General features: G+C 66.7%; 8 protein-coding genes. 5 read left to right on the forward strand and 3 right to left on the reverse strand.

The genetic code is table 11. The features are described from left to right. The first annotated feature begins 90 nt into the window (after positions 1-90). Positions 91-1,122 (forward strand): alanine racemase, encoded by a 1,032-nt coding sequence (locus tag AB0N66_RS29905; RefSeq protein ID WP_365440797.1) that lies wholly within the window; start codon positions 91-93, stop codon positions 1,120-1,122. A 90-nt stretch (positions 1,123-1,212) separates the two neighbouring features. On the opposite strand, the gene AB0N66_RS29910 is transcribed toward AB0N66_RS29905, so the two are convergent. Next, complete coding sequence (locus AB0N66_RS29910) at positions 1,213-2,718, reverse strand: glycosyltransferase 87 family protein (RefSeq protein WP_365440799.1); 1,506 nt, start codon at positions 2,716-2,718, stop codon at positions 1,213-1,215. A gap of 118 nt (positions 2,719-2,836) precedes the next feature. Beyond that, positions 2,837-5,542 (reverse strand): transglycosylase domain-containing protein, encoded by a 2,706-nt coding sequence (locus AB0N66_RS29915; RefSeq protein ID WP_365440801.1) that lies wholly within the window; start codon positions 5,540-5,542, stop codon positions 2,837-2,839. Positions 5,543-5,918: 376 nt separating this feature from the next. On the opposite strand from AB0N66_RS29915, the gene AB0N66_RS29920 reads away from it, so the two are divergent. From AB0N66_RS29920 to AB0N66_RS29930, 3 genes are all read left to right on the forward strand, one after another. Next, entirely contained in the window at positions 5,919-6,602 is a 684-nt protein-coding gene (locus AB0N66_RS29920) for a PadR family transcriptional regulator (RefSeq protein ID WP_365440803.1), read from the forward strand. Between the two features lie 43 nt (positions 6,603-6,645). After that, positions 6,646-7,728, forward strand: coding sequence for an inositol-3-phosphate synthase (locus AB0N66_RS29925; RefSeq protein WP_365440805.1), 1,083 nt, complete (start codon positions 6,646-6,648; stop codon positions 7,726-7,728). Positions 7,729-7,828: 100 nt separating this feature from the next. After that, a complete protein-coding gene (locus AB0N66_RS29930; protein WP_365440807.1) occupies positions 7,829-9,112 on the forward strand; it encodes an MFS transporter in 1,284 nt (427 codons plus the stop codon). Between the two features lie 46 nt (positions 9,113-9,158). Here AB0N66_RS29930 and AB0N66_RS29935 read toward each other — a convergent pair whose 3' ends face one another. Continuing rightward, entirely contained in the window at positions 9,159-10,658 is a 1,500-nt protein-coding gene (locus AB0N66_RS29935) for a CCA tRNA nucleotidyltransferase (protein ID WP_365440809.1), read from the reverse strand. Positions 10,659-10,880: 222 nt separating this feature from the next. Between AB0N66_RS29935 and AB0N66_RS29940 the strand changes: the two genes are divergently transcribed. Beyond that, on the forward strand, positions 10,881-13,292 hold the full coding sequence (locus AB0N66_RS29940) for a DUF6049 family protein (protein WP_365440810.1): 2,412 nt from the start codon (positions 10,881-10,883) through the stop codon (positions 13,290-13,292). Positions 13,293-13,337 lie beyond the last annotated feature (45 nt).

Below are 13,337 nucleotides of genomic sequence, written 5' to 3' on the forward strand. Positions count from 1 at the left end.
GGTTTCGCTCCATCGGTCCGGCGAATCCGCCAGAATTTCCCTTCATACCTCTGATACACCGCAGCCACGAGAAAGGTTCCGGGACCGGCCATGGCGCTCACGCTCTACGTCGACACCGCGCGCTGGCGGGCACACCACAAGCAGGTGTCCGAGCAGTTTCCGGGGCTCGTCCCCGTCTGCAAGGGCAACGGGTACGGCTTCGGCCACGAGCGCCTCGCTGACGAGGCCACCCGCCTGGGCTCGGACGTCCTCGCCGTCGGCACCACATACGAAGCCGCACGGATCAAGGACTGGTTCGGCGGCGACCTGCTGGTCCTGACGCCGTTCAGGCGGGGCGAGGAGCCAGTACCGCTGCCCGACCGCGTGATCCGCTCCGTGTCGTCCATCGACGGCGTGTACGGCCTTGTGGGCGCCCGTGTCGTCATCGAGGTGATGTCCTCGATGAAGCGGCACGGTGTGAGCGAGCAGGATCTGCCCCATCTGCACTCCGCCATAGAGAACGTCCGGCTGGAGGGCTTCGCCATCCACCTGCCGCTGGACCGCACCGACGGCTCGGACGCCGTCGAGGAGGTCATCGGCTGGATGGACCGCCTACGCGCGGCCCGCCTGCCGCTGCACACGATGTTCGTCAGCCACCTCAAGGCCGACGAACTCGCCCGTCTCCAGCAGCAGTTCCCGCAGACCCGCTTCCGCGCCCGCATCGGCACGCGGCTGTGGCTGGGGGACCACGAGGCGACCGAGTACCGCGGGGCTGTCCTGGACGTCACGCACGTCTCCAAGGGCGACCGCTTCGGCTACCGCCAGCAGAAGGCCGCCTCCGACGGATGGCTGGTGGTCGTCGCGGGCGGTACATCGCACGGTGTGGGCCTGGAGGCCCCGAAAGCGCTGCACGGCGTCATGCCGCGCGCCAAGGGCGTCGCCCGTGCCGGCCTCGCGACGGTCAACCGGAACCTTTCCCCGTTCGTCTGGGCGGGCAAGCAGCGCTGGTTCGCGGAGCCCCCGCACATGCAGGTCTCCATCCTCTTCGTGCCCGCCGACGCCACCGAGCCGAAGGTCGGTGACGAACTCGTGGCTCATCTGCGGCACACCACCACGCAGTTCGACCGGGTCGTCGAACTCTGACCCCGGAACTCGACCAGCTCGACCCAGTTGAAAGGCCGTACACGGTGTCCGTGTACGGCCTTTCAACTGGCTTCGCTACGTCCTGTTCGCTCAGGGCGAACGGTCTCCAGCCGTGGCACTCCCGCTGCCCCAGTCCACCTGAGGCCCGTCGAAGTGCGCGGCGTGCCGCGGCGGATGGGCGGCGGCCCCGAACACGAAGGCGTCCTCCGCACCGTCCAGCACTCCGCCCGACGGATCGTCGTCACCAGCGAGGCGCACCATGTCCCGCTCGGGCATGAAGATGTCGCGTACGACCACGGCGCACAGGTACAGCGTCCCCAACAGGTGTACAGCGATGGCGACTTGATAGCCCTCGGTCGGCAGGCCCTTGTGAGCGTCGCCGCTGGTCGTGTAGGCGAGGTACATCCAGATACCCAGGAAGTACGCGACCTCGCACGCCTGCCAGATCAGGAAGTCCCGCCAGCGCGGCCTGGCCAGCGCGGCGAGGGGGACCAGCCACAGTACGTACTGGGGCGAGTAGACCTTGTTGGTGAGGATGAAGGCCGCGACGATCAGGAAGGCGAGCTGAGCGAAGCGGGGGCGGCGCGGGGCGGTGAGGGTGACCGCGGCCAGGCCCAGGCAGACGAGCAGCATCATCATCAGCGCCCAGGTGTTCGCCGTGTCGGCGGTGATCGTGATCTTCAGCCAGTTCGAGAGGAACAGGAAGATCGAACCGAAGTCGACTCCCCGCTCCTGACTGAAGCTGTAGAACTTCGACCACCCTTCCGGTGCGAGATACATCACCGGAAGGTTCACGACGAGCCAGGCTCCGACCGCGCCCAGCAGCGCGGTCCCGAACTCACGCCACTTGCCCGCTCGCCAGCACAGCAGGAAAAGCGGTCCGAGTACCAGGAACGGGTAGAACTTGGCGGCCGTGGCGAGCCCGATGAGCACACCGAACGCCAGCACACGGCCTCGCGACCACATGAGCATCGCAGCGGCCAGGAGGGCCACAGCGAGGAGATCCCAGTTGATGGTGGCCGTAAGCGCGAAAGCCGGCGCGAGAGCGACCAGGAGGCCGTCCCAGGGCCTGCGACGGTGGGTGCGCGCGGTGCATACGGCGATGACCGCCGCGCACACCATCAGCATCCCGGCGTTGACCATCCAGTAGATCTGCTCCTGGTCCTGGATGCTTCCGCTGCCTGGAGTGAGCCAGGACGCGACCTCCATGAACACGCCGGTCAGCACCGGGTACTCGAGGTAGTCCATGTCGCCGGGGAGCTTGTCGAAGTACGGCACGAGACCGTCGGCGAAGCCGCGCCCCTGGTAGAGGTGCGGGATGTCCGAGTAGCACGCGTGCGTGTACTGGGAGCTGGCCCCGAAGAACCAGGCGCCGTCGTAGCACGGCAGCTTCTGCACCATTCCGAGGGCGAATACGCCGATCGCGATGAGTGCGACCACCCGCACGGGGGTCCACCAGGACGTCCCGAGCAGGGCTCGTCGTCCGATGGGGCCGCCGATCAGCTCACTGCCGGTCGCGGCCACCTCATCTTCCTTGGTCGGCCGTACCAGCTCTGGCTCGCGCACGCTCGCTCGCGTCGTCTCTGCACTGGGCATGGCGCACATCCTGCCGTACGCACCTGGGTACACGACGAGGGCCGCCGCACCTGGTCGGTGCGGCGGCCCTCGTTTCACGTGAAACGGTGCGTTTCACGTGAAACACACACGGAGGCGGCTATCCGCTCGATCCTCCGAAGAGACCTCCGTTTTGGTTGCCGTTACTCGTACTCTCACTGGTCGACTCCGATGGTGTGGCGGACGCCCCTCCGTCCGTACCACCCGTATCGGTACCGCCGGTGTCTGTCCCACCATCGTCGGAGCAGTTCCAGTCGAAGTTGCCACAGGTCTCACTCGCCGAGGGCGAGGGCGAGGCCGTAGCGGTCTCCTCGCTGAGAGTCGGCGTCGGCGTCGGGCTCTCCACCACACTCTCGGTGGGCGAGGGGGTCACGCTCGGACTCGGGGTGTCGTTGAGAACCTTCCCGATGTCCTTGGGCGTCGGGAAGTCCTCCGCCTTCTCGCCCTTGAGCGCCTGCTCCATGTAGTCGTGCCAGATCTGAGCCGGGAACGAGGCACCGTGGATCTTCTCCTCGCCACCCGTGCCGTACATCTCCAGGAACTCACGGTTCTTCTTGGTCTCGTCGTCGTCCATGCGATACATGCCGATCGCGGTCGACAACTGCGGGGTGTACCCGACGAACCAGGCCGACTTGTTGCCGTCGGTGGTACCGGTCTTACCAGCCACATCCCGGCCCGTCAGCTTGGCGGCGGTGCCGGTTCCCTTGTCGACCACGGTCTTCAGGACGTCGGTGACATTGTCGGCGACGTCCGCGGTGAAGGCTTCCTTGGCCGCGCCTTTGTGCTGGAAGACGGTGCCGGTCTGGTCAGTGACCTTCTCGACCGAGTACGGATCGTTCTGCTTGCCGCTGGCCGCGAAGGTGGCGTACGCACCAGCCATACGAATCGCGCTCGGGGAGGACGTACCGAGCGAGAAGGACGGGAAACTGGCGCCGGCAAAGCTCGACTCCAGGATGCCCGCGTCCGCTGCGGCCTCCTTGACCTTGTCCAGGCCGACGTCCATGCCCAGTTGGACGTACGCGGAGTTGACGGACTCGCGCATCGCCTCGCGGAGGTCAATGTCGTAGCTGGGCGCGTTGTACGACTCACCGCCGTCGTTCGTCTGCAGCCACTCCTTGTCTTCCTTGTCCGTCCAGATGGTGCCGTCGTAGTCCTCGATCTTCAGCTTGTTCTTCCCGCTGTAGAGGCTCTTCGGAGAAACGACGGTGCGCTCGTCCTGCGCCTGGACCGCGTCACCGTCGGGATCCCGCGCACCCCACGACATGGCGGCCGCCAGGACGAACGGCTTGAACGTCGAACCGACTTGGGCACCGGTCGCGTCGGCGTTGTCCGTGAAGTGCTTGGTCGCGTCCTCGCCACCGTAGATGGCCTTGATCGCGCCGGTGTCCGGGTCCACGGAAGCCCCGCCGAACTGGACGAATGTGTCCGTCTGCGGGCGCTTCTTGGGATCGATGTTCTTGTCCTGGACTTCCTTCACGGAAGCTGCCAGCGCGTCGACCTTCTCCTTCTCGAAGGTCGTATGGATCTCGTAGCCGCCCTGCTGAAGCTGCTCCTGAGTGATCTTGGTCTTGTTGTTGATGAGGTACGAATTGGCCAGGTCGACGAGGTAGCCGACCTGCCCGCTCAGCTGGGCGTTCGAACGCGGGCTCTGAGGCTCGGGGAACTTCGGGTACTTGTTGCGCTCCGCGGCGGTCAGGCGCCCGTCCTTGACCTCTTCGTCGAGAATCCAGTCCCACCGATACTCGGCGCGCTCGCGGTTGGCCTCCGGAGTGGCGGACGGGTCGATCGACACGGCACCCGCGGGGTCGTAGTACGTGGCGCCCTTGAGCATCGCCGCCAGGAAGGCGCACTCGCTCGGGTTCAGGTCCGTGGCGTCCTTGTCGAAGTAGGCACGCGCCGCCGCCTGGATGCCGTAGGCGTTGCGCCCGTAGTACGCGGAGTTCAGGTAGCCGGCCATGATCTCCTCCTTGCCCATGGAGGCACCGACCTTTACGGAGACGAACAGCTCCGTAAACTTCCGGGAGATCGTCTGCGACTGGTCGTCCAGCATCGCGTTCTTCACGAACTGCTGGGTGATGGTGGAGCCACCCTGCGTCTGGCCGCCCTTGGCCATGTTGTAGAAGGCTCGGGCGATACCCATCGGGTCGACACCGCTGTCGGTCTCGAACGTCTTGTTCTCGGCCGACATCACCGCGTACCGCATCTCCTTGGGGATCTGCGCGTAGCTGATGATCTGGCGGTTCGTCTCACCACCTGTGGCGACCATCTCGCTGCCGTCGGCCCAGTAATAGACGTTGTTCTGTGCCTCGGCAGTCTTGGCCACGTCCGGGACACCCACCAGGGCGTACGCGACACCCGCCACTGCCACCAGGCTGCCGAAGAAGCCGATGAACAGCGCCGTGACCAGCTTCCAGGACGGAATCCAGCGCGCTGCGCCGTACTTGTTCGCGCGCGGATAGTCGACAATGCGCTTCTTGGCAGGCTCGGATCCACGGCCGCGGCCCCGACCGGGCCCGGTCGGACCGCCGGGGCCACCGCGTCGGCCTCCGCCTCCGGGGCCACCGCTTCCGGCGCCGTCGGCTCCTCTGCGCCGGCCGCCGCCACTTCTCTGCGCGGCACGGCGTGCCTCGGCACGGCCACCGTACGAGCGCTCCTCTTCACCCCCCGACCCATAGGAGTCGGAAGGAGACTCGGTGGCGCCTCGCGGTGCCGCGCGGCGGCCGGAGGTCGAGCCGGACTGGCCGCGTCGGGCCGCGGCACGTCCGCCTTCCTGCGTCTGCGGCAGTTTGCGACGGTGCTCGCTCATCGAACGATTACTCCTCGGGCAGGCGCACCCATGCACGCCTGGAAACGGCAGCGGCTGGTTTCCGGTCCCCCCGAAGTACGGATGCGGTTGTAATCGCATTCATCCGTACTGCACCGAGGACGGTGACGTCCTCAGACGTCACTTGGTTCCCCGTGGTGTGCATGCCGCACAGACTACGCACCGTCAAAACCCGCCTAGCGCCGAAGTTCACCCCAAATCAGGCAACTTGCTTCGTATGAATCAGTGATGTGACGCCGTTCACCGTGACCCCTCTTGCCGCATCCGAGTGGCCGTTCTATCGTGTCGATGTATCGAGTCGATACATCAGCTCGGCATAAAGACCGTGCCGAGGCGACAGCGACAGGGAGGAGGCGACGTGAGCCGGCGTTCCGGGATCCTCGAGTTCGCCGTCCTCGGCCTGCTCCGCGAATCGCCGATGCACGGCTATGAGCTGCGCAAACGACTCAATACGTCACTGGGTGTGTTCCGTGCCTTCAGTTACGGAACGCTCTACCCCTGCCTCAAGACGCTGGTCACCAACGGCTGGTTGATCGAGGAGACGGGGGCCACACCCGAAGACGCCCTCGCCGCTGCACTCGCAGGGCGCCGCGCCAAGATCGTCTATCGATTGACGGCGGAAGGTAAGGAACACTTCGAGGAGCTGCTCTCCCAGACGGGCCCCGACGCATACGAGGACGAGCACTTCGCCGCTCGCTTCGCCTTCTTCGGGCAGACGTCACGCGATGTACGCATGCGCGTACTGGAGGGCCGCCGCAGCCGCCTCGAGGAGCGCCTGGAGAAGATGAGCGCTTCTCTGGCGCGGACCCGGGAGCGCCTCGACGACTACACGCTTGAGCTCCAGCGCCACGGAATGGAGTCCGTGGAGCGCGAAGTGCGCTGGCTGAACGAGCTCATCGAGAGCGAGCGAGCAGGACGGGACGTCAAAGGTCCCGCCCCCGAAAGCTCCGCTCAGCAGGACAGCACATCTGGCGAGGCGGGCGGCCTGCCCCGGCACCGGGACAGCTCCCGGCCGGATCCGTCCGACGACACCACCACGTGAGATCCGTTCGGGGTTTCACCAGTACATACAGGGAGCAATCGGAATGGGTTCGGTTCGCGTAGCCATTGTCGGCGTGGGCAACTGCGCCGCCTCGCTGGTGCAGGGCGTCGAGTACTACAAGGACGCCGACCCGGCGGCCAAGGTGCCCGGCCTGATGCACGTCCAGTTCGGCGAGTACCACGTCCGTGACATCGAGTTCGTCGCCGCCTTCGACGTCGACGCGAAGAAGGTCGGTCTCGACCTCTCCGACGCCATCGGTGCCAGCGAGAACAACACCATCAAGATCTGCGACGTCCCGAACAAGGGAGTCACGGTCCAGCGCGGCCACACCCTCGACGGCCTCGGCCTTTACTACCGCCAGACCATCGAGGAGTCCGACGAGGCCCCCGTCGACATCGTCCAGATCCTCAGGGACAAGCAGGTCGACGTCCTCATCTGCTACCTGCCCGTCGGCTCCGAGGACGCGGCGAAGTTCTACGCCCAGGCCGCCATCGACGCCAAGGTAGCCTTCGTCAACGCCCTCCCGGTCTTCATCGCCGGCACCAAGGAGTGGGCGGACAAGTTCACCGAGGCCGGCGTCCCGATCGTCGGTGACGACATCAAGTCGCAGGTCGGCGCCACCATCACGCACCGTGTGATGGCGAAGCTGTTCGAGGACCGCGGTGTCCGTCTTGAGCGCACCATGCAGCTCAACGTCGGCGGCAACATGGACTTCAAGAACATGTTGGAGCGCGACCGCCTCGAGTCCAAGAAGATCTCGAAGACGCAGGCCGTCACCTCGCAGATCCCGGACCGCGACCTGGGCGAGAAGAACGTCCACATCGGTCCGTCGGACTACGTGCAGTGGCTGGACGACCGTAAGTGGGCGTACGTGCGCCTCGAAGGCCGTGCCTTCGGCGATGTCCCGCTGAACCTGGAGTACAAGCTCGAGGTCTGGGACTCCCCGAACTCCGCGGGTGTCATCATCGATGCCCTGCGCGCCGCGAAGATCGCCAAGGACCGCGGCATCGGCGGCCCGATCCTCTCCGCGTCGAGCTACTTCATGAAGTCCCCGCCGGTCCAGTACTTCGACGACGAGGCCTACGCCAACGTCGAGAAGTTCATCAAGGGCGAGGTCGAGCGCTAGCGAGACACAGGGGTGCGCGCCAAAGCTCATCTCCTTGAAGGCTGTTGAGGGTCCCCGGGCATTTCGCCCGGGGACCCTCCTCGTATGTGAGGCTGTGCCCATGGCTGTCGTACGTGATCTGCGCGTACTCCTGCGCTTCCAGGACTTCAGGCGCCTGCTCGGCGTACGGCTGCTGTCCCAGGGCGCCGACGGGGTCTACCAGGTCGCGCTCGCCACGTACGTCGTTTTCTCACCCGAGAAGCAGACCTCGGCGGGCTCGATCGCCTCCGCCATGGCCGTTCTGCTGCTCCCGTACTCCCTCATCGGCCCCTTCGCCGGCGTCCTGCTGGACCGCTGGCGACGCCGCCAGGTCTTCCTGTACGGCAACCTTCTACGGGCGGCACTGGCATGCGTGACGGCCATCCTGATGCTGAGCCATGTCCCGGACTGGCTCTTCTACGTCTCCGCGCTCTGCGTCACTGCGGTCAATCGCTTTGTCCTGTCCGGTCTTTCGGCCGCGCTGCCCCGCGTCGTCGACTCCGACCGGCTGGTCATGGCCAACTCCCTTTCGCCCACCGCCGGAACGCTCGCCGCGACCATGGGCGGTGGGCTCGCGTTCGTCGTACGGCTGGTCGCCTCGGACTCCGACGCGGCAGTCGTTCTCGTCGGGGCGGCCCTGTACCTGTGCTCGGCCCTCGCCTCCCTGCGCCTCGCTCCGGAACTGCTTGGACCCGACCAGGAGTTGATGCCGTCAAGGCTGTCCACGGCTCTCACCGGCACAGCACGCGGCCTCGCGTCAGGCGTGCGCCATCTGGCCGAGCCCGCCCGGCGGGAGGCGGCCTGGGCGCTCATGGCGATGACGGTGATGCGCTTCTGTTACGGCGCTCTGACCGTAATGGTGCTGATGCTGTGCCGGTACGCCTGGACCTCAGGCTCGGATGACGATGGACTCGCACTGCTGGGGCTGGCCTTGGGCATCTCGGGTGCGGGGTTTTTCGTCGCGGCCGTGGTGACGCCCTGGGTTGCGGGGCGATTGGGCCCTGGCGGCTGGATCGTCGCGTGCGCCGGCGCCGCCTCAGTCCTGGAACCCGCACTCGGCCTACCGTTCGCCGCTGCTCCCATGCTGGTCGCCGCCTTCGTCCTGGGCCTGACCACGCAGGGCGCGAAGATCGCGACGGACACGATCGTGCAGTCCTCGGTCGACGACGCCTTCCGCGGCCGGATCTTCTCCGTCTACGACGTCCTGTTCAACGTCGCCTTCGTCGGTGCGGCCGCAGTAGCCGCGTTAATACTGCCTCCAGACGGACGGTCGGTCTCCCTCGTCCTTACCGTGGCAGTTCTCTACGCAGCAGTGGCTGCTGCTCTGGCCCGCCTCAAAGCGCGGCCGTTGGCGCCCCAGCCGTGAGGAGCGGTGTTTCACGTGAAACATCGTCCCTCCGTAACGAACCGGGTCATGTTTCACGTGAAACATGACCCGGTCCAAGACAGCCCTGCGCGGCCCACCACTCCTTGAGTGCCGACACAGCTGCGTCATGCTCCATCGGCCCGTTCTCCAACCGAAGCTCGAGCAGGAACTTGTACGCCTGGCCAATGGCCGGCCCGGGGCCGATACCCAGGATGTCCATGATCTCGTTGCCGTCGAGATCAGGGCGGATCGAGTCCAGCTCCTCCTGGTCCTGGAGCTGGGCGATGCGTTCCTCCAGGCCGTCGTACGCCTGGGAGAGTGCGGTCGCCTTCCGCTTGTTACGGGTGGTGCAGTCGGAGCGGGTCAGCTTGTGGAGCCGGTCCAGGAGGGGGCCCGCGTCGCGTACATAGCGACGAACCGCGGAGTCCGTCCACTCACCGGTGCCGTACCCGTGGAAGCGCAGGTGGAGTTCGACCAGACGTGAGACGTCCTTCACGAGGTCATTCGAGTACTTGAGTGCCGTCATCCGCTTCTTGGTCATCTTCGCGCCCACCATCTCGTGGTGGTGGAAGGAGACCCGCCCATCCTGCTCGAAGCGGCGCGTCCTCGGCTTGCCGATGTCGTGCAGCAGCGCGGCGAGCCGAAGAGTCAGGTCGGGACCGTCCTCCTCCAGCTCCATCGCCTGCTCCAGGACGATCAGGGTGTGGTCGTAGACGTCCTTGTGCCGATGGTGCTCGTCGCGTTCCAGGCGAAGCGCGGGAAGCTCCGGCAGCACATGGTCGGCGAGCCCTGTGTCGACGAGCAGCGTCAGACCCTTACGCGGGTGCGCGGAAAGGATCAGCTTGTTCAGCTCGTCCCGTACCCGCTCGGCGGAGACGATCTCGATGCGCCCAGCCATGTCCGTCATCGCGGACACCACCTCGGGCGCCACCTCGAAGTCCAGCTGCGCGGCGAACCGTGCGGCTCGCATCATCCGCAGCGGATCGTCGGAGAAGGACGCCTCGGGGGTACCCGGGGTCCGCAGGATGCGACCCGACAGGTCGTCCAGGCCTCCGTGCGGGTCGATGAACTCCTTCTCCGGCAGCGCGACGGCCATCGCGTTCACGGTGAAGTCACGGCGCACGAGATCTTCCTCGATGGAGTCGCCGTAGGACACCTCGGGCTTCCGGGAGGTCCGGTCGTACGCCTCGGAACGGTACGTCGTGATCTCGATCTGGAACGACTGCTGCACATCGCCCACGCGGGCGTCCTTCTGCGCGCCGACTGTGCCGAAGGCGATCCCGACCTCCCACAAGGCGTCCGCCCAGGGCCGCACGATCTTCAATACGTCCTCGGGGCGGGCGTCCGTCGTGAAGTCCAGGTCGTTGCCGAGCCGGCCAAGGAGCGCGTCCCGGACCGAGCCGCCGACCAGAGCGAGTGAGAACCCGGCCTCCTCGAATCGGCGGGCGAGATCGTCGGCGACAGGGGACACCCGCAGCAGTTCAGTCACCGCGCGGCGCTGCACCTGGCTCAGGGCACTGGGATTGTCTTCATTGGCGTTCGGCACAACAGAAAAGGGTACGTGGCCGAGGCCCCCACGGGCGCCTCCATAAAACGCGCACAGCCGTCCCCTTCTTATAAGGGCATCGATACACACACATACAGGACACCCCACCCAGTCTTCCGATCTTGTGGAGCAGTCCGCGGCACTTCCCCTCAGCGCACATCGTTACCATGCGTGGACGCACATTCCGACGACCACTGACGATGACGAGGGACGGGCGAGCGCGTGGCCGAGGCGGCAGACTTCCAGGGGATGAGTCCCTCACCTGCCCGCCGGTGGCTCCGGCGCAGCGGCGCACTGCTCGCCGGTGTGCCCCTGCTGACCGGGCTGCTCCAGCTGCCCCTGGGCACGTCCGCGTACGCCACCGAGAAGACCGCTGTGGCCGACGCCACCGGGTCCAGCACGGTCGCCGTCTCCCTCGACTCGCTCACCCCCAGCGTCCCCACGACCGGCGACACCATCACCGTCTCCGGCACGGTCACCAACAACGGCAAGCAGGCGATCACGGACGCCCACGTGGGCGTCCGCGTAGGTCCGTCGCTCAACAGCCGCTCCGCCATCGACAGCGCCGCGAAGCGGACCGGGTTCCAGTCGGGTCTCGATCCCACGGAGGTCGGCGGCACGTACGTCGCGAAGTTCTCCGAGCTCACCGTCGGCGTCTCACAGCCCTTCAGTATCTCCGTGCCCGTCGACGAGCTGGACCTCGGCGCCGATGGCGTCTACCAGCTCGGTGTCTCCCTCACGGGCCGGACTGCCGCTCAGCCGTGGGACCAGATTCTCGGCATCCAGCGGACGTTCCTCCCCTGGCAGCCCGACGCTGCTGACACGAAGACGAAGACGACGTATCTCTGGCCGCTGATCTCCACGGTCCACCTCACGGCGGAGACCGGCTCGGACGCGCAGCAGACGCCCGTCTTCGAGAACGACGACCTGGCCGCGGAGATCTCCCCGGGCGGCCGCCTGGACCAGCTGGTGTCCTTGGGAGGCGACCTGGACGTCACGTGGGTCCTCGACCCGGACCTGCTGGCCTCCGTCGACGCCATGACGCGCAGCTACCAGATCCAGGACGGCGACACCACCACGGCCGGCAAGAACCAGGCGATCGCCAAGCAGTGGCTGGCCAAGCTGGAGACGACGGTCAAGGACAAGGAGGTCGTCGCCCTTCCCTTCGCCGACCCCGACCTCGCATCGCTGGCGCACAACGGCACGAACGTCACCGGCTCCCTGAGTCACCTCAAGGACGCGACGGACGTGGCCGCCGGCACGGTGGACACGGTCCTCCACGTCACGCCGAACACGGACTTCGCCTGGCCGACGGACGGCGCCCTCGACCCGTCGATCGTCAAGGTCGCCACCTCCGCGGGGGCCGACAAGGTGATCGCCCGCAGCGACAGCCTGGTTGAGACGGGCGGGCTGTCGTACACGCCGAGTGCCGCCCGCCCCATCGGTGGCGGGACGACCGCGGTGGTTGCGGACGCCCGGCTTTCGACCGAGTTCCAGGGCGACATGACCAAGGCCGCCACCTCCACCCTCGCTGTGCAGGAGTTCCTGGCCCAGAGCCTGGCGATCAGCCTGCAGGAGCCGCAGAAGCAGCGCAGCATCGTGATCGCCCCGCAGCGCATGCCGTCCGCGAGCCAGGCCGAGACGATGGCGCAGGCGCTGACGGCACTCCGGGACGGGAACTGGTCGGAATCCCAGGGCCTTTCCGCTGCCGCCAAGGCCAAGCCGGACCCGGGTGCCACCACGAAAGTGCCCGCCGAGTCCGCGTACTCCTCCTCGCTCCGCAAGCAGGAGCTGCCGCAGTCGGCCTTCGAGTGGATCCGGGACACGCAGACCAGTCTCGACAACTTCAAGGTCATCCTCACCGACCAGTCTCGCGTGGTCACCCCGTTCGGCCGGGCCATGGACCGGGGGATGTCCACGTCCTGGCGCGGCCGTGCCGCTCCGGCGGCAGCCTTCCGGACGAGCGTTTCGTCGTATCTCAACGACCTCACGGGCCTCGTGAAGCTGATCGAGAAGTCCGACGCGCAACTCTCGGGTCGCAGCGCCACGATCCCCGTGACCGTGCAGAACAACCTTGTGCAGGGCGTCGACCATCTGGTCCTGCGCCTCACCTCGCAGCAGCCCACCCGTCTCAAAATCGGTGACGGCCCCTACGACGAGAAGCCGATCGCGGTCTCGGGCGAGCACAGCCAGTCGGTGAAGTTCACCACCTCGACCAAGGCCAACGGTCCGGTGAAGGTGGTCGCCCAGCTGTATACGGTGGACGGCCAGAGATACGGCACCCCCGTCACCTTCGAGGTGAAGGTCACCGAGATCACTTCCACGGTGATGCTGGTCATCGGCGGCGGCTTCCTGTTGCTCGTGCTCGCCGGATACCGGATGTACACACAGCGCAAGCGCGCGGCCGCCCGGCAGGCCGAGGAGGACGTTCGCGAGGCCGAGAGCGCGGGCGAAGGCGGCGACGGCACCGTGGACACTGAGGACAGCGCTGCCGAGGACTCCCAGGACCGCCCCTCCGGCGAGTCCGACGCGGAGTCCGGGGCAGATGACCCGGAGCACCCGAGTGACCTGACACCGGACACCGGACCGCAAAGCACCGGCCCGTCCGGGACGGGTGAGAGAGTGGACCGTTGAGCGATGTCGTGGCCGGTGGGCCCGGGGACGATGAGGTGGGGTAAC

The sequence above is a fragment of the Streptomyces sp. NPDC093544 genome (genome assembly GCF_040683495.1).
GTDB lineage: Bacteria > Actinomycetota > Actinomycetes > Streptomycetales > Streptomycetaceae > Streptomyces.